Source organism: Burkholderia pseudomultivorans (genome assembly GCF_001718415.1).
GTDB classification, from domain to species: Bacteria; Pseudomonadota; Gammaproteobacteria; order Burkholderiales; family Burkholderiaceae; genus Burkholderia; species Burkholderia pseudomultivorans_A.
On sequence record NZ_CP013378.1, the window covers coordinates 1,632,557 to 1,652,755 of the forward strand.

At 67.9% G+C, this 20,199-nt stretch carries 18 protein-coding genes; 10 read left to right on the forward strand and 8 right to left on the reverse strand.

Features of this window, described 5'->3' with window-relative positions; all coding sequences use genetic code 11:
* Window positions 1-73: 73 nt before the first annotated feature.
* Complete coding sequence (locus WS57_RS19920; RefSeq protein ID WP_040128701.1) at window positions 74-1,102, forward strand: transporter; 1,029 nt, start codon at window positions 74-76, stop codon at window positions 1,100-1,102.
* 54 nt (window positions 1,103-1,156) lie between these two features.
* On the opposite strand, the gene WS57_RS35925 is transcribed toward WS57_RS19920, so the two are convergent.
* Entirely contained in the window at window positions 1,157-1,309 is a 153-nt protein-coding gene (locus WS57_RS35925) for a DUF1427 family protein (protein ID WP_009694099.1), read from the reverse strand.
* Between the two features lie 22 nt (window positions 1,310-1,331).
* Window positions 1,332-2,309: a quinone oxidoreductase family protein gene (locus WS57_RS19925; protein ID WP_069244751.1), complete on the reverse strand. Its 978-nt coding sequence runs from the start codon at window positions 2,307-2,309 to the stop codon at window positions 1,332-1,334.
* Window positions 2,310-2,432: 123 nt separating this feature from the next.
* Here WS57_RS19925 and WS57_RS19930 point away from each other — a divergent pair, with 123 nt between their 5' ends.
* Complete coding sequence (locus WS57_RS19930; RefSeq protein ID WP_040126541.1) at window positions 2,433-3,353, forward strand: LysR family transcriptional regulator; 921 nt, start codon at window positions 2,433-2,435, stop codon at window positions 3,351-3,353.
* Window positions 3,354-3,491: 138 nt separating this feature from the next.
* Here the strand turns inward: WS57_RS19930 and WS57_RS19935 are convergent, their stop codons facing one another.
* Window positions 3,492-5,660, reverse strand: a complete 2,169-nt coding sequence (locus WS57_RS19935) for a M1 family metallopeptidase (RefSeq protein ID WP_059482919.1) — start codon at window positions 5,658-5,660, stop codon at window positions 3,492-3,494.
* Between the two features lie 645 nt (window positions 5,661-6,305).
* Here WS57_RS19935 and WS57_RS19940 point away from each other — a divergent pair.
* From WS57_RS19940 to WS57_RS19950, 3 genes are all read left to right on the forward strand, one after another.
* Window positions 6,306-6,800, forward strand: a complete 495-nt coding sequence (locus tag WS57_RS19940) for an LEA type 2 family protein (protein WP_059482917.1) — start codon at window positions 6,306-6,308, stop codon at window positions 6,798-6,800.
* A 274-nt stretch (window positions 6,801-7,074) separates the two neighbouring features.
* Window positions 7,075-8,208, forward strand: a complete 1,134-nt coding sequence (locus WS57_RS19945) for a methyltransferase (RefSeq protein ID WP_069244752.1) — start codon at window positions 7,075-7,077, stop codon at window positions 8,206-8,208.
* An 84-nt stretch (window positions 8,209-8,292) separates the two neighbouring features.
* Window positions 8,293-9,183 carry a class I SAM-dependent methyltransferase gene (locus tag WS57_RS19950; RefSeq protein WP_059606323.1) on the forward strand — a complete coding sequence of 297 codons (891 nt, stop codon included), beginning with the start codon at window positions 8,293-8,295 and terminating at the stop codon, window positions 9,181-9,183.
* A 34-nt stretch (window positions 9,184-9,217) separates the two neighbouring features.
* On the opposite strand, the gene WS57_RS19955 is transcribed toward WS57_RS19950, so the two are convergent.
* Both WS57_RS19955 and WS57_RS19960 read right to left on the reverse strand, forming a co-directional pair.
* A complete protein-coding gene (locus tag WS57_RS19955) occupies window positions 9,218-9,790 on the reverse strand; it encodes a DUF1415 domain-containing protein (protein WP_040126546.1) in 573 nt (190 codons plus the stop codon).
* 58 nt (window positions 9,791-9,848) lie between these two features.
* Window positions 9,849-10,469: a TetR/AcrR family transcriptional regulator gene (locus tag WS57_RS19960; protein ID WP_009695226.1), complete on the reverse strand. Its 621-nt coding sequence runs from the start codon at window positions 10,467-10,469 to the stop codon at window positions 9,849-9,851.
* Between the two features lie 264 nt (window positions 10,470-10,733).
* On the opposite strand from WS57_RS19960, the gene WS57_RS19965 reads away from it, so the two are divergent.
* The 3 genes from WS57_RS19965 to WS57_RS19975 all read left to right on the forward strand — a co-directional run bounded on the left by WS57_RS19965 (window position 10,734) and on the right by WS57_RS19975 (window position 14,300).
* The gene (locus tag WS57_RS19965) at window positions 10,734-12,017 is read left to right on the forward strand and encodes an MFS transporter (protein WP_009695227.1); all 1,284 of its coding nucleotides are present in this window, start codon (window positions 10,734-10,736) and stop codon (window positions 12,015-12,017) included.
* A gap of 157 nt (window positions 12,018-12,174) precedes the next feature.
* Window positions 12,175-12,780 carry a nitroreductase family protein gene (locus WS57_RS19970; protein ID WP_009695228.1) on the forward strand — a complete coding sequence of 202 codons (606 nt, stop codon included), beginning with the start codon at window positions 12,175-12,177 and terminating at the stop codon, window positions 12,778-12,780.
* A gap of 269 nt (window positions 12,781-13,049) precedes the next feature.
* Window positions 13,050-14,300, forward strand: a complete 1,251-nt coding sequence (locus WS57_RS19975) for an Hsp70 family protein (RefSeq protein ID WP_040126549.1) — start codon at window positions 13,050-13,052, stop codon at window positions 14,298-14,300.
* Between the two features lie 107 nt (window positions 14,301-14,407).
* On the opposite strand, the gene WS57_RS19980 is transcribed toward WS57_RS19975, so the two are convergent.
* Complete coding sequence (locus tag WS57_RS19980; protein ID WP_006400508.1) at window positions 14,408-14,611, reverse strand: cold-shock protein; 204 nt, start codon at window positions 14,609-14,611, stop codon at window positions 14,408-14,410.
* Window positions 14,612-15,033: 422 nt separating this feature from the next.
* Between WS57_RS19980 and WS57_RS19985 the strand changes: the two genes are divergently transcribed.
* Window positions 15,034-16,632 carry an APC family permease gene (locus WS57_RS19985; protein ID WP_009695232.1) on the forward strand — a complete coding sequence of 533 codons (1,599 nt, stop codon included), beginning with the start codon at window positions 15,034-15,036 and terminating at the stop codon, window positions 16,630-16,632.
* Between the two features lie 487 nt (window positions 16,633-17,119).
* Window positions 17,120-18,481 carry a group II intron reverse transcriptase/maturase gene (ltrA, locus tag WS57_RS19990; RefSeq protein ID WP_069244057.1) on the forward strand — a complete coding sequence of 454 codons (1,362 nt, stop codon included), beginning with the start codon at window positions 17,120-17,122 and terminating at the stop codon, window positions 18,479-18,481.
* Window positions 18,482-18,585: 104 nt separating this feature from the next.
* Here the strand turns inward: ltrA and WS57_RS19995 are convergent, their stop codons facing one another.
* Complete coding sequence (locus WS57_RS19995; RefSeq protein ID WP_009689054.1) at window positions 18,586-19,377, reverse strand: DODA-type extradiol aromatic ring-opening family dioxygenase; 792 nt, start codon at window positions 19,375-19,377, stop codon at window positions 18,586-18,588.
* A gap of 219 nt (window positions 19,378-19,596) precedes the next feature.
* Window positions 19,597-20,193 (reverse strand): UbiX family flavin prenyltransferase, encoded by a 597-nt coding sequence (locus WS57_RS20000; RefSeq protein WP_009689053.1) that lies wholly within the window; start codon window positions 20,191-20,193, stop codon window positions 19,597-19,599.
* Window positions 20,194-20,199 lie beyond the last annotated feature (6 nt).

Here is a 20,199-nt window from a genome sequence, read left to right on the forward strand (position 1 = left end):
CACGACCGTCGGGCATACGTCTCCTTTCCCTTTCCGGCGCGGGCCGTGCATGCACCGCGCGAGCTTCGACACGATGGACCTGATCGTACAGACTTACGGCGCCGATACCTCCGGCATGGTATGCGGTTTCCGCTTCGTGCCCGGCGGCTCGGGCGCGATGCTCGACGCGTCCGCCGCCGCCGAGTGGCTGCACGCGTGCCGCGCGGGCGGCACGGCCGCGGCGGACGATTTCGTCTGGCTGCACTTCAATCTCGCGCATGGCGCGAGCGAGCGCTGGATGCGCACGCACCTCGGGCTGCCCGACAGCTTCTTCGAATTCCTGCACGAAGGCTCGCGCTCGACGCGCATCGAGCAGGAGGACGGCGCGCTGCGCGCGATCGTCAACGACGTGATGTTCAACCTCGAGCTGACGCCGTCCGAGATCGCGACGCTGTTCGTCCACGTCGAGCAGCGCATCATGGTGACGGCGCGACTGAAGCCGCTGCGCTCGGTCGACACGCTGCGCGCGTGCGTGCGCGACGGCGAACGGTTCCGCTCGCCCGCGGAGCTGCTGATGCACCTGCTGCGCGACCAGGCCGACCTGCTGATCCAGATCATGCGGCGCACGAGCGTCGACGTCGATCGCATCGAGGATCGCTTCCTGTCGCAGCGGCTCACGTCGAACCGCATCGAGCTGGGCGCGATGCGCCGCACGCTGACGCGCCTGCAGCGCATGCTCGCGCCCGAACCGGGTTCGATCTTCCGGCTGCTCGCGAAGCCGCCCGCCTGGCTGCATGCGGAAGACGTGCAGGAACTGCGCGAGTCGACCGAGGAGTTCTCGCTCGTGCTCGCCGATCTCGCCGGGCTCGTCGAACGGATCAAGCTGCTGCAGGAAGAGATCGGCTCGCGGCTCGACGAGCAGAACAACCGCACGCTGTTCACGCTGACGCTCGTTACCGTGATCGCGCTGCCGATCAACATCGTCGCAGGCTTCTTCGGGATGAACGTCGGCGGCGTGCCGTTCTCGGACAACAAGCACGGCTTCTGGCTGATGGTGCTGCTCGTCGCGGGCTTTACTGCGCTCGCGGCATGGTGGGCGTTTCGTCGTCGGGACGATCGCTAGCGGCCGCCGCAGCCTTCGTCACCGCCGCCGCAACGAAGGGCATAGTCGCCGCGCTCAGCGCAGCAGCGCGATCGCGCGCTCGCCGATCACCATCCCGAGCAGGCCGATCAGCGCGACGAGCGGCGGGGCCGGCGAGCGCACCTGCAGCAGCGCATACAGCACGCCGACACCGACGCCCACCGCGAGCGAAGTCACGTAGTCGATCATCGCGTTCTCCGGTCGCGCGACGTCACGGCTTGAGCAGCACGCGTTCGCGGGCGCCGGCCAGCACCGCGCGATACGCGTCGTGCGCACGTTCGAGCGGATACACGTAGTCGTCGACGATCGGGAACGGGCGCAGCGAGCCGTTCTCGAAGCCGGGCGCGAGCGTGTCGAGGATGCGCGCGACGGCCGCGCCGTCGAGCTGTAGCGAATCGACACCCACGTACGTGTGCTGGCCGTGATAGAACGCGAAGATGTCGAACGGCACGCTGCGCTCGATCGTCGAGATGAAGATCTGCCGCGCGCCGATCGCCATCGAGGCGTTGGCGGCCTCGAAATACGGGCTGCCGACCGTGTTGTAGACGATGTCCGCGCCATGCCCGCCAGTCGCCGCGCGCACGGCGTCGGCGACCGCTTCGCTCGATGCGTCGATCACGTGCACGTCGCGCGACGCGTGGCCGCGATAGCCGCCCGGGCCGCGCTCGACGCCGATCACCGTCGCGCCGCGCGCGGTCGCGAGCTGGATCGCCGCCTGGCCGACCTTGCCGTTCGCGCCGAACACCAGCACGACATCGCCGGCCGTCGGCATGCCGGCGCGCCGTAGGCCTTCGTACGCGGTGACGAACGGCACGCCGACGCCGGCCGCTTCGTCGAGCGTCAGCGCGGCGGGCTTGCGGCGCACCTGCGCGGCGTCGAGCAGCAGGCGTTCCGCGTGCGAGCCGTCGCGGTGCACGCCGAGGTCGCCGCCCGATCCCCACACCTGCGCGCCGACCCAGTCGGCGGGGCCGCTGCGCACGATGCCGGCCCAGTCGCGCCCCGGCGTGCGCGGCCACACCGCGTGCGGCATGCGGCCGAGTGCCGCTTTCACGTCGCTCGGATTCACGCCGGCCGCGCGCACTTCGATCAGCATCCGGCCGTCGGTCGGCACGGGGTCGGCGATATCGCGGATGCGGACATCGAGCGACTCGATGTCGGCGGCGGGGGCTTCCAGACGAAGACTGCGCATGATCGGCTCCTGAGGCGGCGCGTGAAAGGGATGCACGCAGTCTAGGCGCGCGGGATTGACGCGGAAACCTGCAAAGGCGCACGATTGTTTTGCAATCAACGCACAGGCAGGATCGCATCGCGCATGGACGACTTCCTTTCACCGCATCTGGCGCTGTTCGTCGACGTGGTCGAACAGCAGAGCTTTTCGGCGGCCGCGCGCCGGCTCGGCGTCGCCGCGTCGTCGGTCACGCGGCGCATCGACCGGCTGGAGGCGCAACTCGGGCTGCGCCTGCTGCATCGGACCACGCACGCGCTGCGGCCGACCGAGGCCGGACAACTGCTCTACCAGCGCGCGACGCGCATGCTCGCCGAGCTCCGCGGGCTGCAGGAGGACCTGCACAGCCAGCACGACGAGCCGAGCGGGCTGCTGCGCGTCGACTGTCCGGCGCCGTTCGGCCGGCTGCACCTGATGGCCGCGCTGGTCGCCTTCATGCAGCGTCATCCGGCGCTGCAGGTCGAGCTCGTGCTCACCGACAGCATGGTCGACCTGCAGGGCGCGCGACTTGGCACCGACGTCGATCTCGCGGTGCGCATCGGCCCGCTCGAGGACACGCGTCTCGTCGCCACCGTGCTGGCGCCGCAGCGGCGCGTGCTGTGCGCGAGCCCGGCCTATCTCGCGCGGCGCGGCGAGCCGGCGTCCCCCGATGCGCTGGCCGAACACGACTGCCTCGGCTGGCATGGCGCGTCGCCGCCCGGCGCGTGGCGCTTCGACGGCCGCCGCCAGGTTCCCGCGCAACCGCGGTTTCGCAGCAATCATTCGGAAGCGTTGCTGGAGGCGGCGACCGAGGGGCTCGGCATCGCGCACCTGCCGACCTGGCTCGTCGCGGATGCGCTGCGCGCGGGGCGGCTGCGCACGATCCTGCCGCGCTACGCGGCGGCGCCCGAAGCGGCGACGATCCACGTGCTGCGCCAGCAGGCGCGCGGCAGCGCACGCGCGTCGCGGCTGGTCGCGTTTCTCTCCACGTGGTTCGCGCAGCCCGCGTGGGACGCCGCGTGGACGTGACGGCATGACGCGGCGCCGCGTGATACCGCGCCGTGCCAAAAAAAAGCGGGCCCCGCTCGCGAGGCCCGTCGAAGAGGAAGAAACCGTCCACCGGCCGGCGCGGCGCCGCAACCGCGCGGCGCCGCCGGCCGGACGCCGTTACTGCGCGACCGTCTTGCGCGGCTTGAACGCGCCCTGGTAGCGCAGCGCCGGGCGTTCCTTCGTGGTCGGCAGGATGCCGCCGAAGCTCGGCGTCTGGCGCAGCTTGATCGCGGCCGGCGAAGCGACCGAGCCGATCGACGTCGAGCGCGAGGCCGGCGCGAGGTTGTTCGCGACCAGCAGCGCCGCCTCGCTCTTCAGGTTCGCGAGCAGCACCGGATCGGTCGAGCTGTTGATCTGCGTGAGCAGCCCGCTCCATGCCGCGTCGCTGTAGTTCACGACGTAGTAGTCGAGACCGGTCGGGTCCGCGACCACGCCCGTGCAGCCATCGATCCGCGTCTGCGTCTGCGTGTCCTTCAGCGCGAGCGTCGTGCGGTTCGCGAGACCCTGGCCGTACGCGAGCGTGATCGGCACCGTCCATTGCAGGCCCGGATACGCGTTCTTGTTCGGGAACGGCTGCTGTTTCAGCGTGACGATCGTCTGGTTCTTCGTCAGGTCGCACTGCGTGTCGAGCGAGATCAGCGGCACGCCGGTCTGGCGCACGTAGCTGTCGCCGATCGGGCCGACCGGCTGGCCGCTCGCCTTCGACAGCGCGTCCCACAGGCGCTTCGGCGTGCCGTTGCCGAACGAGTAGTCGGTCAGGTACTGCTGCAGGCCCTTGCGCAGCGTCTGCTCGCCGAGATAGTTCTCGAGCGTCTTCAGCACATGACCGCCCTTGTCGTATGTAAACGCGCTCGCGCTCAGCACGAAGTCGTTGGACGCCCAGTCGTTGAAGTTCGGCGCGACCGGGAACGCGTTCGGGCCGATGTCGCGATTGATCACGCGGTACTTGTTCTTCACCTGGTCGAGCCAGCTGAACTCGTCGGGGAAGAACTGGATCGTCGTCTTCGTCTCGAAGAAGGTCGCGAACGACTCGTTGAGCCACACGTCGTCCCACCAGTCGGTCGTCACGAGATCGCCGAACCACTGGTGCGCGACTTCATGCGTCAGCACCTCGTTGCCGTACTGCGACATCGGCTGGCCCGGCTGCGGCAGGATGTCGTCGGCGAATTCGAGGATCGAGCCCCAGTTCTCCATGCCGCCGAAGTTCAGGTCCTTCTCTTCCTTGAACGCGTCGTTCGCGGCGACCGTGTCGAACTTCTTCAGCGGCAGCGGGATGCCCGTGTAGCGGTAGTAGAAGTCGAGCGCCTGCTTGGTGCGGTCCATCGCCGGCTTCGCCCATTCGCGCATGCCCGGCGGCGTGAACACGCGCAGGTGCAGGCCGCCCTTGCCGCCCGGCAGCGGGCTCGTGAAGTCGTCCTCGTAGGTGTCGAACAGGCCGCCGCCGAAGAACAGCAGGTACGACGGCATCGGCGGGGTCTTCTCGAACTGCACGAGCTTGTAGCCGCCGCCGACGTTGGTCGACGGCTTCTCGGCCGCGTTCGACACGACGCGCCAGTTCGACGGCACTTCGGCGGTCACCTCGTAGGTCGGGCGGAAGGCCGGTTCGTCCCAGCCGGGGAACCACTGGCGCGCGAGGTTGGTTTCGCCCTGCGTGAGGATCGCGCCGCTGGTCGTGCCGTCGGTGCTCTTCAGGTCGACGCGGAACACGCCTTCGGCGGCCGAGCAGCCCGGATACGGATCGTCGCCGCAGCTGCCGCCGGTCTTCTTGACCGGATCGTCGTACGACTTGAAGTTGATGATGCCCGACCACTCCATGTGCAGCGAATAGTTGCCCGGCGAGATCGAGCCGCTGACCGGGCGCAGCTGGTAGAAGTCGCCCTTGTCCTGCGGCGTCGCGATCAGCTGGATGTTGCCCGGCTGCAGCGTGATGCGGCCGTTCGTGAACTTGATCCGGTGGCCCGCGACCACGATGTTGTTGACCGGCTTCAGCACCTTGATCTCGACGTCGGCGCGGCCGTCGAACGCGTTCAGCGCTTCGTTCGGGCGGAACCACAGGCGGTAGTTCACCGGCACGACGGTGTCGGGCAGCTCGACGGGCGGCACGCTCTTGTCGACGTTGGAAGCGGCCGGCGGCGTGGTGACGGCGGGCGACGAGCCCGCGTTCGGTGCGGCGGCCGAGCTGAGCGCGGACGCGGAGCCGACGCCGCCGTCGTCGCCGCCGCAGCCGGCGAGCGCGAGTGCGGCGACGAGCGGCAGGTAACGCATCTTGCGAATCTGGATCGACATGACTGAAAACCTCGATTATTGAAAGAGTGGTTCAGTGCTGCGAAATCGCCGGCAAAAGCAGTCCCCCGCCGTTAATCAACAGCGACGAGAAATGCTAATGACGGATTATTCGAAAAGACGGTCGGCCGGCTACGTGAAGGTAATCATGGTTTGCTGCCCCCTCTCAATTTCCGGATATCGGTTGACTTGCCGGTTCAAAAGCGCCGGGCGCGTGTTGTACTGAGTGGATTTCGCGCGCACGACGACAGGCGGCACGCCCGGCGCGGGCGCGCAACCCTTTGAACCAACGACCTACGGGGCTGGCCGGGCCAGGCCGCGGACGGAAGGACGGCGAGGGTGTCGCCGTTCCGTAAAAGCGCCGTCATGCGGCTTCAAGGTTTGTCGGCCTGCTCGAAGGATGCGTCAATATACTTGATGGTTTTGAGTAAAGGAAACGAAAAAATTAGAAAGCGCATCTATTGCGGTTTTCGCGATTCATTGAATGACGGGAGGCATTAATTCGCGTTTCTGAATGAGCGGGGAGTTCGTAGTTTTAATCTATTAAGGATTGCGGGGCGCCGCAAAAACTACGAAAGCCGGCGGGCGCGGGCACGCTCTGTACAATGCATCGACGAACCGACGATCGATTGCCGAGGAGGCCTGCCCATGTCACGTGCCCTGTTCCGTATCGCGCCGTTGCGCGCCGTGCTGGCGATGCTTGCCGCCGTGTTCCTGCTCGGCGGTTGCGCGGGCCTGACGCGCGAGCCGGTGAGCGTGACGGTCGCGGGGCTCGATCCGCTCGTCGGGCAGGGGCTCGAAATGCGCTTCAGCCTGAAGCTGCGCGTGCAGAACCCGAACGACACGCCGATCGAATACGACGGCGTCTCGGTCGCGCTCGACCTGAACGGCACGCCGTTCGCGAGCGGCGTCAGCGATCGCTCGGGCGTCGTGCCGCGCTTCGGCGAGACCGTGCTCGACGTGCCCGTGTCGGTATCCGCGTTCGCTGCCGCGCGGCAGGCGTGGAACCTGCCGGGTGCGGCCGCGAACGGCGAGCTGCCCTATGCGCTGCGCGGCCGCCTCGCGGGCGGCGTGCTCGGCACCGTGCGCTTCAACGATGCGGGCACGCTGCGGATGCCGGCGATGCCGGGGTGGGGCGGGTAAGGGCTCGCGACGCGCGCACCCGCGAACGGGGAAACCGTCCTCGCGCGCGAGCCGTACGCGACCAGGGACGGTGCGAGACCGGCATCGCGGCCGTCAAGCGCGGCGCGCCCGACGCGGGCGTCGTCGATCTCACCTGAACCGAGATGGCGCCGCGGCTCCCGCTGCCGGACGGGCGTCGCGGCGCGTGCTTTGCCGCGCCGGTCAAAGCGCGGTATGGTGTCGTCCGCGCGGCGAATTCCCGCCGCCCGTCGAAGCCAACCGTAGCCGAACTCGCGTGACCGATTTCCCCGTTTTCCACTGGACCGACGCCGACGGCGTCGACCATGCCGTGCGCTGGCGTTCCGAAGCCGGCGTGCCGCCGCCGAAGCGCGCGGTGCCCGCCGACGACCGCCTGAATGCCGATGCGGCCTACCGCCTTGCATGCGAAGGCAGCGCGCTCGTATGGCAGGGCGATTTCCAGAATGCGCGCCAGCTGCTGCAGGCGCTCGCGCGCCGCGTCGACCGCAAGCCGAAGAAGGCGAAGGCCGCCGCCGGCGTCGACGCGTTCAACCTGCACCGGCTCGCGCAGTCGCAGCGTGCACGCACGCTCGGCATGTTGCTGATCCCGCTCGACGCCGACTACACGATCCCGCTGCGCCGCGCGCCCGACGTGCGCGCCGCGTGCGAGGAGGCGTACGGGCCGGGCGGCGAGCCGTCGGTCGTGTCGCTGCGCGAGCTGCTCGGCCTCGTCGGCGCGCACGAATGGCGCAAGAAAGGCCTGCCGATTCCCGCGCTCGGCGGCGCGGCGATTCATCCGCACTACGGCGTGTTTTCGCCGGTGCGCGGCGAATACGTCGAGCTCGTCGCGCGTGCGCCGCTGCCCGCGACGTCGCTCGCGTTCGATATCGGCACCGGCACCGGCGTGCTGGCGGCGGTGCTGGCGTCGCGCGGCGTCGCGCGCGTCGTCGCGACCGACCAGGATGCGCGGGCGCTCGCATGCGCGCGCGAGAACCTCGAGCGGCTCGGTTACGCGCAGCGCGTCGACGTCGTCGAGGCCGACCTGTTTCCGGCCGGCCGCGCGCCGCTGATCGTCTGCAACCCGCCGTGGGTGCCGGCCCGGCCGAGCGCGCCGATCGAATATGCGGTCTACGATCCCGACAGCCGCATGCTGCGCGGTTTCCTCGACGGGCTTGCCGCGCATCTCGAACCGGGCGGCGAAGGCTGGCTGATCCTGTCCGATTTCGCCGAGCATCTCGGCCTGCGGCCGCGCGACACGCTGCTGCAGTGGATCGACGCAGCGGGCCTCGTCGTGCTCGGCCGCGACGACATCCGCCCCGCGCACCCGAAATCCGCCGACGCCGACGATCCGCTGCACGCGGCGCGGCGCGCCGAAGTCACGTCCCTGTGGCGGCTCGGCGCGCGCGCCTGAGCGCGCGTTTCGGTAAACTGTCGCCATTCCTCATTCCCGCCGCCGGGCCGTGGTCGACCGACCGCGGCCCGGCCGCGCTTCACGATGTCGAACAAGACCTACGAAATCCGTCCGGAGCAGTCCGTCGAGCTGCTGAAGGAGCTGCACATCCTCACCCGCGACGGCAAGATGAACCAGGACAGCCGCCGCAAGCTGAAGCAGGTCTATCACCTGTTCCAGTTCATCGAGCCGCTACTCGCGAGCGTGCAGGCCGACCAGGGCAACGTGACGCTGGTCGATCACGGCGCGGGCAAGTCGTACCTCGGCTTCATCCTCTACGACCTGTTCTTCAAGCAGCAGCCGGGGCATGGCACGCCGGCGTTCGCATCGCACGTGTACGGGATCGAGACGCGCGAGGAACTCGTCACGCGCTCGACGGAACTGGCCGCGCGGCTCGGCTTCGGCGGCATGTCGTTCCTGAACCTGTCGGTCGCCGATTCGATCACCTCGCCGAAGCTGCCTGATGCGATCGACGTCGTGACCGCACTGCACGCCTGCGACACGGCCACCGACGACGCGATCCGCTTCGCGCTCGCCAAGCGCGCGCGGCACATCGTGCTGGTGCCGTGCTGCCAGGCGGAAGTCGCGGGCGTGCTGCGCCGGAACAAGGGCAAGTCGCTTGCCAGCGCACTGACCGAGGTGTGGCGGCATCCGCTGCATACACGCGAATTCGGCAGCCAGATCACCAACGTGCTGCGTTGCCTGCAGCTCGAGGCGCATGGCTACCAGGTGAGCGTGACCGAGCTGGTCGGCTGGGAGCATTCGATGAAGAACGAGCTGATCGTCGCGCAGTACAAGAACCTGCCGCGCCGGCGGCCGAGCGAGCGGCTCAACGAGATCCTCGACATGTTCGGGCTGGCCGAGCTGCGCGAGCGCTTCTTCGTGCCTGCGCCGGCGGCGCCTGCCGGCACGGCCGTCGAGGCGAACGCCGGCTGACGGGCGGCGCGCCCGCTGCCCCCCGGCGCGGCGTTCAGACGTCGTCGCCGGGGCGGCGCATCCAGTCGCGCCAGCCGTCATGGCCGAGGCGGCGCAGCGTTTCCTGGTTTTTCTCGTAGATCGCGGACGCGTCCGGGAACGCGTCGACCGCGCGCGCGATGCTGTCCTCGCGCAGCAGGTGCAGGATCGGGTACGGCGCGCGATTCGTGTAGTTCTCGATGTCGTCGGGTTCGCTGCCTTCGAACCGGTATTGCGGATGGAAGCTTGCAATCTGCAGCACGCCGTCGAGCTTCAGCTGCTGCACGAGCCGGTCGGCGAAGAACAGCGCGTCGTTGTAGTCGACGAAGTCGGCGAACGCGCGCGGGTAGATCACGAGCGTCGTATCGAGCTGCTGCGGATCGGCCGCTTCGAGCGTGCGCAGCTCGGTTTCGAGATCGGCGAGCGCGTCCTCGAGCGTCGTGGCGTCGCTGATCGCATAGCGCACCTGCTCCTTCACGTAGACGCTTTTCGCGAACGGGCACAGATTGAGCCCGATCACCGCGCGCGCGAGCCAGTGCCGCGTGGCGGCGAGGATGTCGTCGTGGGACTCGGGGCGGGTGTCGGTCATGGCTGGGCGGAACGGGCGAAGGTGCGGCAAGGCCCGCATTGTAGCGGCGCGCGGCCGGTCACGCGCAGGCGGCGTCGACCAGCAGCGTGACGAGCGCCGGCGCGGTGCCGATCGGCGTTTCGCCGTGCCGGTAGGTCTGGCTCGCCGCGTAAATTCCTTCGATCACGAGTGCGAGCGAGTTTGCGAGCGCCTGCGGCTCGCGCGCGCCGGCGCCTTCGCAGAGCTCGACCAGCCGTTGCATCAACTGCGCCTTGTTCCGCGCGACGCGTTCGCGGGCCGGATGCGTCGCGTCCGGGAATTCGGCGGCGACGTTGACGAACGGGCAGCCGCGGTAGTCCTTCTGCGTCGCGCGCTCGGCGAGGTCGACGAAATACTGGATCAGTTGCGCCTTCGGCTGGCCCGGATGCTTCGCGACGCTCGCGTCGAAGCGCTCGAAGAAGCACGCATCCATCCGTTCCAGATACGCGAGAATCAGCTCGTCCTTCGACGAGAACTGGCGATACAGGCTCATCTTGTTGACGCCTGCCCGCTCCACGACGGCTTCGACGCCGACCGTGCGGACGCCTTCCTTGTAAAACAGCTCCTCGGCGGCGCGCAGCAGATGCTCCTGCGCGGTGGCGCCGGCGACCGGCTGGCGTGTGCGGCGTGCCGGCGGCTTGGCGGCCTCGATGCCCGACATGATGACCCTCGACTGCGTGATGGAATGCTTGACATGTTACCGAGTGGTAACTACGATCGCAACACAGTTGTGACCGATCGGTAACAATCGCGGCCGGTTCGACAGACGAATGCCATGCGTCGGCCCGGGTCAGCCGATGCGGTGTGCGGCGGAGGTGGCCTGGTGGGGGCGGGGCGGTGCCGAAGCGCCGGGTCTCGCTGACAGCTTTGCATGGGGTGCGACTAAGCGCTAAAGCGCCAAGTCGCACCGACAGGAGAACGACACATGAACTGGGCAGTGAGACGAATCGGCGGGCGCTTCCATTACGGATGGCTCGCGGCAGCCGTGGTATTCCTGATCCTGCTCGCCGCGGCCGGCACGCGCGCGACGCCGAGCGTGCTGATGGTGCCGCTCGAGCGCGAACTCGGCTGGAGCCGCGCGACGATCTCGCTCGCGATCTCGGTGAACATCGCGCTGTACGGGCTGACAGGGCCGTTCGCCGCCGCCGCGATGCAGCGCTTCGGGCTGCGTCCGACGATCCTCGTCGCGCTCGCAACGATGGGCGCGGGCGTCGCGCTGTCGTCGATGATGACGCAGAGCTGGCAGATGGTGCTGATCTGGGGCCTGATGGTCGGCTGCTCGACGGGCGTCGTCGCGCTGACGCTGTCCGCGACCTTCGTCACGCGCTGGTTCCATGCGCGGCGCGGTCTCGTGATGGGCATCCTGACTGCCAGCACCGCCACCGGCCAGCTCGTGTTCCTGCCGATGCTCGCGGCAATCGCGCAGCACCACGGCTGGCGCCCGGTCGTGCTGGTCGTCGCGCTGGCGGCGGCGATCGTGATTCCGCTGGTCGCGCTGCTGCTGCCCGAGCGGCCGGCCGACGTGAAGCTGCGCCCGTACGGCGAGCCGCACGATGCGCCGCCCGCCGCCGACGCGACGAAGGAGAATCCGCTGGCCGTCGCGTTCCGCACGCTGCTGACCGCGAGCCGTTCGCGCGACTTCTGGCTGCTGTTCTTCAGTTTCTTCATCTGCGGCGCGAGCACCAACGGCTACGTCGGCACGCACCTGATCGCGATGTGCAGCGATTACGGCATGACCGAAGTGCAGGGCGCGTCGCTGCTCGCCGCGATGGGCGTGTTCGACCTGTTCGGCACGACGCTGTCGGGCTGGCTGTCCGATCGCTACGACAACCGCGTGCTGCTGTTCTGGTACTACGGGCTGCGCGGGCTGTCGCTGATCTACCTGCCGCATGCGTTTGGGATCGATTTCTTCGGGCTGCCGCTGTTCGCGATGTTCTACGGGCTCGACTGGATCGCGACCGTGCCGCCCACCGTGCGCCTCGCGACCGACGTGTTCGGCAAGGCGGCCGCGCCGGTCGTGTTCGGCTGGATCGTCGCCGGCCACCAGCTCGGCGCGGCGTTCGCGGCGCTCGGCGCCGGGATGCTGCGGGCAAGCCTCGGCACCTATACGGTCGCGTCGATGATTTCGGGCGGGCTGTGCATCGTCGGTGCGCTGATCGTGCTGCGGATCAACCGCGGCCCGTCCCGCGCCGCCGCGCAGGCGGCCTGAGCGCGCCGCTCGCGGCCCGCTGGCGTCGGGCGGGCCGTCCATTGCAGGTTCCGCGATTTGCATTGGCGGGGATGGCCGGGCGCACGCGCGCGCAAGCGGTTATGCTTGCGTTTCGCCGGGCGTTTGCGCCCCTTCATCGATGTCAGCGAGGATCTGCATGTCCGTCAAACCTGCTCCTACCACTGTTTCGATTCACGACCTGATCGCGGGCCGCTGGAGCCCGCGCGCGTATTCGGACGCGCCTGTCGGCGCCGACGATCTGCACGCGGTGCTCGAAGCCGCGCGCTGGGCGCCGTCCGCGTACAACGCGCAGCCGTGGCGTTTCATCGTATTCGACCGCACGCAGGACGAAGCGGCGTTCAAGCGCGCGTTCGCGACGCTGGTGCCGTTCAACCAGGGCTGGAACGCGCCCGCGCCGGTGCTGATCGCGGTGACCGCGCACACGCTCACGCCGAAGGGCGAACCGGCGCCGACCGCGCTGTACGACGCGGGCGCGGCCGCGATGTCGCTGGTGCTGCAGGCGCATGCGCTCGGCCTCGCCGCGCACCAGATGAGCGGCTTCGACGCGAACGCGTTCCGCGAGGCGTTCGAGATTCCGGCCGACGTCGCGATTCCGGCGATCATCTCGCTGGGCCACTACGGCAACGTCGACAAGCTCGACCCGGTGCTGCGCGATCGCGAGAAGGCGCCGCGCACGCGTCATGCGCTCGGCGAGGTCGTGTACGCAGGGGCGTGGAAGAAGAGCTTCGACGCGGCCGCGTAACGCGATGCGGTGATGCGGGGCCGCGCACGGCCCCGTTCCCAGGCGCGGCGCTCGCGCCGCACGGCCCGCAGGCGGCAGCCGCGTCGGCGATGCCGCGCCAGGCCGGATCGCGTCTCGCCGCCCGCCGGCGCAACCTGCGCATCCACTCCGATCCGCATACGCAGCCGAGCCGACCCGCTTGACGGGCTCCCCGGTTGTGATCCCGCGGGCTTCATGTTAAAAAGCCCGTCCTTTCCGTTTTCGCGCCGGCCATGCGACGGCACCTTCCCATGACTTACTGCGCGATCGATTTCGGCACGTCCAATTCCGCCGTGGCCTTGCCCGACGGCGACGGCATGCGCCTCGCGCCCGTCGAGGGCGACCACCTGACGCTGCCCACCGCGATTTTCTTCAACAACGACGAGGAGACGGTCGAATACGGCCGCGCGGCGCTGGCGTCGTATATCGACGGCTTCGACGGCCGCCTGATGCGCTCGATGAAAAGCATCCTCGGCTCGGCGCTCGCCGAGACGACGACCGACCTCGGCGACGGCAGCGCGATCGCGTACACCGAGGTCATCGCGCGCTTCCTCACGCACCTGAAGCGCAAGGCCGAGGCGTGCGCAGGCGCGCCGATCGGCCGAGCGGTGCTGGGCCGGCCGGTGTTCTTCGTCGACGACGATCCGCGCGCCGACCGCCTCGCGCAGGCCCAGCTCGAAGCGGCCGCGCGCTCAGTGGGCTTCGCGGACGTGCAGTTCCAGTACGAGCCGATCGCGGCCGCGTTCGACTATGAATCGCGCCAGCAGGCCGAGCGGCTCGTGCTCGTCGCCGACATCGGCGGCGGCACGTCGGACTTCTCGCTGGTGCGCGTCGGGCCCGAGCGGATGGCTCGCCTCGAGCGCAAGGACGACGTGCTCGCGCATCACGGCGTGCACGTCGCGGGCACCGACTACGACCGGCGCGTCGAGCTGTCGGCGATCATGCCGGCATTCGGCTATCGTTCGCTCGATCCCGAGGGGCGCGAGCTGCCGAACCGCATCTACTTCGATCTGGCGACCTGGCACCTGATCAACACGGTCTACACGCCGAAGCGGCTCGGCGAACTGACGCTGATGAAGCACCTGTACCGGGACGCGCGGCAGCACGAGCGACTCGTGAGCGTGGTCGAGCGACGGCTCGGGCATGCGCTGATGGCGCGCGCGGAAGAGGCGAAGATCGGCGTCGCGGCGGGTGGGGACACCGTGATCGACCTGAACGACGTCGAAGAGGACCTGCAGATCGCGTTCGACGCGCAGCGCCTGGTCGACGCGAGCCGCGACGACACCGCGCGCATCGTCGAAGCCGCGCGCGAAACGGTGCGGCTCGCCGGCATCGCGCCGCGCGAGGTCGGCGCGCTGTACTTCACCGGCGGCTCGACCGGGCTCGCGTTCCTGTCGGGTGCGCTGGCGGGGGCGTTCCCGGACGCGCAGCCGGTGTTCGGCGACCGGCTCGCGAGCGTCGCAACCGGGCTCGGGATTCACGCGCAGCGGCTGTTCGGCTGAGCGAAGGGCGGCCCGCCTGGCCGCACCGACTGCGCCGCCCGAACGCGGCCGAAAAACAAAAAGCCCCGCCGAAGCGGGGCTTTTTTACACGAAATCTCGCGCAGTACTTACAGCGGGCGGATGTTCGCAGCTTGCAGACCCTTCGGGCCCGTCTTCACTTCGAATTCAACCTTCTGGTTTTCTTGCAGCGTCTTGAAGCCTTCGACGCGGATTTCCGAGAAGTGCGCGAACAGATCGTCGCCGCCGCCTTCCGGGGTGATGAAGCCGAAGCCCTTTGCGTCATTGAACCACTTGACGGTACCGGTTGCCATGTTACTTGTTCCTAAAAAGATAAAACGGGGCCGAAGCCCATGGGGTGCGGAAGATCAAGGAAGGGGGTAATGGGACCAACCGGAGTACCGTTGATGGGCGAACTACGAAAGAACCAATTCACTCGCCGCTTGAAATCCTGCGAAGTTCTTTATACGGATAATTGGCCGCGCGGTCAACCGTATTTCCATGCACTCAGGGTTATTGCGTAGATTTGGCTTACAAATATTGCAGAGGCGTCTGATTTTTTGTAGGGGCTGATCGATTTTGGCGCCAACTTCAAGGTGCAACCGTTAAACTACGCGCCGCGTGGACCAGGTTGCCCCGATCGGGCGGCTTGTCCCCCCAAGAATGCGTGCGCGGCGCAGTCCGAGCCGATCCCGGGCTGCGGGCCGACCATGCTTTTTGAGACACAGGAGAGGATGTGAAGAGTTCTATTCAACGGAACATCGGCCCGTTTGCATTGATGCTGACGGGGCTGGGTTCGATTATCGGCTCGGGCTGGCTGTTCGGTGCCTGGAAAGCCGCGAAGATTGCCGGTCCGGCGGCGATCTGCGCATGGATTATCGGCGCCGTCGTGATTCTCGCGATTGCGCTGACGTATGCCGAACTGGGCGCGATGTTCCCCGAGTCGGGCGGCATGGTGCGCTACGCGCGCTATTCGCACGGTTCGCTGGTGGGTTTCATCAGCGCATGGGCGAACTGGATTGCGATCGTGTCGGTGATCCCGATCGAGGCCGAAGCATCGATCCAGTACATGAGCACGTGGCCGTATCCGTGGGCGCACGCGCTGTTCGTCAACGGGGAGCTGACCACGCCGGGCCTGCTGTTGTCGGCCGTGCTCGTGGTTATCTACTTCATGCTGAACTACTGGGGCGTGAAGGCATTCGCCCGCGCGAACACCACGATCACGATCTTCAAGTTCCTGATCCCGGGTCTGACGATCCTCGGCCTGATGCTGACGAGCTTCCATTCGGAGAACCTCGGCACCACGTCGAACGCGAGCTTCGCGCCGTACGGCTGGTCGGCCGTGCTGACCGCGGTCGCGACGAGCGGCATCGTGTTCGCGTTCAACGGCTTCCAGAGCCCGGTGAACCTTGCCGGCGAAGCGCGCAACCCGTCGCGCAGCGTGCCGTTCGCGGTGATCACGTCGATCCTGCTCGCGCTGGTGATCTACGTGCTGCTGCAGATGGCGTACATCGGCGCGGTGAACCCGGCCGACATCGCCCAGGGCTGGTCGCACTTCAACTTCAAGTCGCCGTTCGCCGAGCTGGCGATCGCGCTGAACCTGAACTGGCTCGCGATCCTGCTGTACGTCGACGCGTTCGTCAGCCCGAGCGGCACCGGCACGACCTACATGGCGACGACGACGCGGATGATCTACGCGATGGAGCGCAACAACACGATGCCGAAGATGTTCGGCAACGTGCACCCGCTCTACGGCGTGCCGCGCCAGGCGATGTGGTTCAACCTGTTCGTGTCGTTCCTGTTCCTGTTCTTCTTCCGCGGCTGGAGCTCGCTCGCGGCGGTGATTTCGGTCGCGACCGTGATCTCGTACCTGACCGGCCCGATCAGCCTGATGGCGCTGCGCCGCGCGGCGACCGACATCGAGCGTCCGCTGTCGATTCCGCTGATGAAGCTGATCGCACCGTTCGCGTTCGTCTGCGCGTCGCTGATCCTGTACTGGGCGAAGTGGCCGCTGACGGGCGAAATCATCCTGCTGATGATCGTCGCGCTGCCGGTGTACTTCTACTTCCAGGGCAAGGCGGGCTGGACCGGCTGGGGCGCCGACCTGAAGGCCGCGTGGTGGCTGGTCGCGTACCTGCCGACGATGGCCGTGCTGTCGCTGATCGGCAGCAAGGAGTTCGGCGGCTACGGCTACCTGCCGTACGGCTGGGACATGCTGGTCGTCGCTGCGATCTCGCTGGTGTTCTACTTCTGGGGCGTGAACACCGGCTATCGCACCAAGTATCTCGACGAGCGCGAGACGCACGACGAGATCCTCGAAGGGATCGGCGCCTGACCTCGCCTGGTCTGCCGCCGGAATCGGCGGCGGCAGCAGGTGCAAGAAAACCCGTCCGGGCGATGCCCGGGCGGGTTTTTTATTGCGGTGCGCCCAGCATGGGCGCACTCCTGCGGGTGCAAGTCCCGCCATGAGCTGGTCACGGCGAATGAAGCGAAGCGCAACTGCATGAGGGCGACCGAGTGTGGGGAGGAAGCGTGGAGCGTAAATCGCGAGCCGATGGACAAGAACTGCATAGAAGGCGCTGCCGAGCAGGGCGAGCGGGCCGTAAACCGCGAAGCTCTGGTGACCAAGGCGAGGTGGCGTAAATGCGGCGGCTGTGCGATGAAGGAGTGCGTTCTTACCTGGGGAGGCCTCGCCTCATGCCTGAAAGGGCAACGGCGTCGAGCCGGAGCGAGGAGTCAGCAGAGGTCGTAGTAGCCGCAGGATAGGCCGGGAAGGCTGAGGCTAGTGGCGAAGGACCAAACGAGGAGGAGTGTTCAACGACATGCCGACGCAACAGGCAAGGCGTCAGATGCCCGCGCGAGCGGGGCGAGCGGTGGCAGCGCGCGGTGAAGCTGCGCGTGAAGCCGTGAGTGACGAAGCTTGCGGCTCGCGGCATGAGACGAGAGACACAGGGTCGGCGTTGCTGGAAGCGGCGCTGACGAGAGAGAACCTGCGGCAGGCGTTCAGGCGGGTGCGGGCGAACAAGGGAGCACCGGGTGTCGACGGACTGGACATTGACCAGACTGCGCGACACCTGGTGACAGCTTGGCCGGCAATACGTGAGCAGCTGCTGCGGGGGGCGTACCGGCCGATGCCGGTGCGGCGGGTGACGATCCCGAAACCGGATGGTGGCGAGCGCGAGCTGGGCATCCCGACGGTGACGGATCGGCTGATTCAGCAGGCGTTGCTGCAGGTGCTGCAACCGGTACTGGAGCCCACCTTCAGCGAGCACAGCTACGGTTTCCGGCCAGGGCGGCGTGCGCACGACGCGGTGCTGGCCGCGCAATCGTACGTGCAGTCGGGGCGGCGGATCGTGGTGGACGTGGACCTGGAAAAGTTCTTTGACCGGGTTCACGACATTCTCATCGACCGGCTGCAGAAGCGTATCGGAGATCCGGGAGTCATCCGGCTGATCCGGGCGTACCTGAACGCAGGTGTGATGGGCGATGGCGTGGTGCAGGAGCGGCACGAGGGGACGCCCCAGGGCGGTCCGCTCTCACCGTTGCTGGCGAACGTGCTGCTCGATGAGGTGGACAAGGAACTGGAGCGACGGGGTCATTGCTTCGTGCGCTATGCCGACGACGCGAACGTGTACGTTCGCTCACGCCGGGCGGGCGAACGGGTGATGGCGCTGTTGCGCCGGCAGTACGGGCGACTACGCCTGAAGATCAATGAAGCCAAAAGCGCGGTGGCAAGCGTATTCGGTCGCAAGTTCCTGGGCTACAGCTTGTGGGTAGCTGCGGGTGGTGCGGTCAAGCGCAAGGTGGCAGTCAAACCATTGGCCACGTTCAAACAGCGCGTGCGGGAACTGACGCGCCGGGGCGGACGTAGTCTGGCGCAGGTGGTGGAGAAGCTTCGCCGCTACCTGCTGGGCTGGAAAGGCTACTTCCGTCTGGCGCAGACACCGGGCGTGATGCGCGAACTGGACGAATGGGTGCGCCATCGTTTGCGCGCGATCCAGCTGAAGCATTGGAAGCGCGGCCCGACCATGTATCGTGAGTTGCGCGCACTTGGTGCGGCCCACGATGTTGCGCGACAGGTGGCGGCCAACAGCCATCGCTGGTGGCGCAACAGCGGCAAGCTGCTCAACCGCGTGCTGCCCATTGCATGGTTCGACCGGCTAGGCTTACCCCGTCTCTCCTGACCTCAACTTCTCGAACCGCCCGGTGCGGACCCGCATGCCGGGTGGTGTGGCAGGGGCGTAGCCTGTTGGCTACCCCCTATGCCGATTGTCCGCCGGCTGCGGCGTCAGGCGGCTGCGCTCGCGAACACGTAGTTCGTCATCGCGAGCACGCGCTGGTAGGTGCCGAGCGACTGGATGCCGAGCCGGTAGTCGTCGTCGGCCGCGCCGAGCGCCGCGAACACCGGCAGCAGATGCTCGTCGGTCGGGTGCATCAGCACCGCGTGCGGCGCCTGGCGGCGGTAGTCGAGCAGCGCGTCGACGTCGCGCGCGGCGAGCTTCGCCTCGAACCAGTCGGTGAATTCCGCGACGCGCGGATCCGCATCCTCGGGCGCGGCGCCGAAATCGGCGGCGCGCAGGTTGTGCGTGATCTGGCCCGAGCCGATCACCATCACGCCTTCGTCGCGCAGCGGACGCAGCGCGCGGCCGAGCGCGAAGTGATGGGCCGCGTCCGCACGCGGCTGGATCGACAATTGGGCGACCGGCACGTCGGCTTCCGGAAACATCAGCAGCATCGGCACCCATGCGCCGTGATCGAGGCCGTGCTCGTGCGTCGCGGTCGCGATGCCGGCCGCGTTCAACAGCGCGGCCGCGCGTTCGGCGACGTCCGGCGCGCCCGGCGCCGGGTAGCGGAGCTCGTACAGCGCGCGCGGAAAGCCGTAGAAGTCGTGGATCGTTTCCGGCTGCGCGGCGATGCTCGCGACCGGTTGCTGCGTGCCCCAGTGCGCGGACAGCATCAGCACCGCGCGCGGGCGCGGCAGTTCGGCGCCGAGGTGCGTAAAGGCGCCGGACGGCATCGCCGGATCGATCGGCAGCGTCGGCGCGCCGTGGGACAGGTAGAGCGAAGGCAAGCGGTTCATGATGGTGGCCTGCGAAAGGAGTTGCCGACGACTATAAGCGCGCACCGGCAATTGATAAACGGGCGGCGCGGAATTTTATTGACGCCTGTTTGTTGATAATGGCGGCGACGGCTCGCCAGGCGCGACGCGGCAGCGCTCGCTAGCGGGAAATTGGCGGGAAACCGGTGGAAATGACGGGAGATGCGCGAAGAACGGCGCCATGGCGCCGTCTCGGGGACGCTACTGCGCGTGCCGGATGCCGGCCCACGGCGTCGTCAGCGGTGCGCTGAGCGCGAAGAGGTCGAGCACGCGCGTAACGGTCTGGTCGACGAGTTCCTCGATCGTCTTCGGCATCGCGTAGAACGCCGGCAGCGGCGGAAACACGATGCCGCCCATTTCGGTGACGGCCGTCATATTGCGCAGATGCGCGAGGTTGAACGGCGTTTCGCGCACCATCAGCACCAGACGGCGGCGTTCCTTCAGCGTGACGTCGGCCGCGCGCGTGATCAGGTTGTCCGACAGCCCGTGCGCGACGCTCGCGAGCGTCTTCATCGAGCAGGGCGCGATCACCATTCCGTCGGTCGCGAACGAGCCGGACGCGATCGTCGCGCCGACGTCGCGCACCGAATGCACGACATCCGCGCGACCTTCGACGTCGGCCTTCGACAGCTTCAGTTCATGCTGGATGTTGAGCCAGCCGGCGTTCGAGATCAGCAGGTGCGTCTCGACGCCGCCGGCGGCGCGCAGCAGCTCGAGCAGCCGCACGCCGTAGATCGCGCCGGTGGCGCCGGTGATCGCGACGATCAGCCGGCGCGGCGGCGCGCTGGGAGGTGCCATCGGCAG

Coding starts and splice junctions, on each gene's coding strand:
- WS57_RS19920 (WP_040128701.1), top strand. CDS start 74: ATGGACCTGATCGTACAGACTTACGGCGCCGATACCTCCGGCATGGTA.
- WS57_RS35925 (WP_009694099.1), bottom strand. CDS start 1,309: ATGATCGACTACGTGACTTCGCTCGCGGTGGGCGTCGGTGTCGGCGTG.
- WS57_RS19925 (WP_069244751.1), bottom strand. CDS start 2,309: ATGCGCAGTCTTCGTCTGGAAGCCCCCGCCGCCGACATCGAGTCGCTC.
- WS57_RS19930 (WP_040126541.1), top strand. CDS start 2,433: ATGGACGACTTCCTTTCACCGCATCTGGCGCTGTTCGTCGACGTGGTC.
- WS57_RS19935 (WP_059482919.1), bottom strand. CDS start 5,660: ATGTCGATCCAGATTCGCAAGATGCGTTACCTGCCGCTCGTCGCCGCA.
- WS57_RS19940 (WP_059482917.1), top strand. CDS start 6,306: ATGTCACGTGCCCTGTTCCGTATCGCGCCGTTGCGCGCCGTGCTGGCG.
- WS57_RS19950 (WP_059606323.1), top strand. CDS start 8,293: ATGTCGAACAAGACCTACGAAATCCGTCCGGAGCAGTCCGTCGAGCTG.
- WS57_RS19955 (WP_040126546.1), bottom strand. CDS start 9,790: ATGACCGACACCCGCCCCGAGTCCCACGACGACATCCTCGCCGCCACG.
- WS57_RS19960 (WP_009695226.1), bottom strand. CDS start 10,469: ATGTCGGGCATCGAGGCCGCCAAGCCGCCGGCACGCCGCACACGCCAG.
- WS57_RS19965 (WP_009695227.1), top strand. CDS start 10,734: ATGAACTGGGCAGTGAGACGAATCGGCGGGCGCTTCCATTACGGATGG.
- WS57_RS19970 (WP_009695228.1), top strand. CDS start 12,175: ATGTCCGTCAAACCTGCTCCTACCACTGTTTCGATTCACGACCTGATC.
- WS57_RS19975 (WP_040126549.1), top strand. CDS start 13,050: ATGACTTACTGCGCGATCGATTTCGGCACGTCCAATTCCGCCGTGGCC.
- WS57_RS19980 (WP_006400508.1), bottom strand. CDS start 14,611: ATGGCAACCGGTACCGTCAAGTGGTTCAATGACGCAAAGGGCTTCGGC.
- ltrA (WP_069244057.1), top strand. CDS start 17,120: ATGCCGACGCAACAGGCAAGGCGTCAGATGCCCGCGCGAGCGGGGCGA.
- WS57_RS19995 (WP_009689054.1), bottom strand. CDS start 19,377: ATGAACCGCTTGCCTTCGCTCTACCTGTCCCACGGCGCGCCGACGCTG.
- WS57_RS20000 (WP_009689053.1), bottom strand. CDS start 20,193: ATGGCACCTCCCAGCGCGCCGCCGCGCCGGCTGATCGTCGCGATCACC.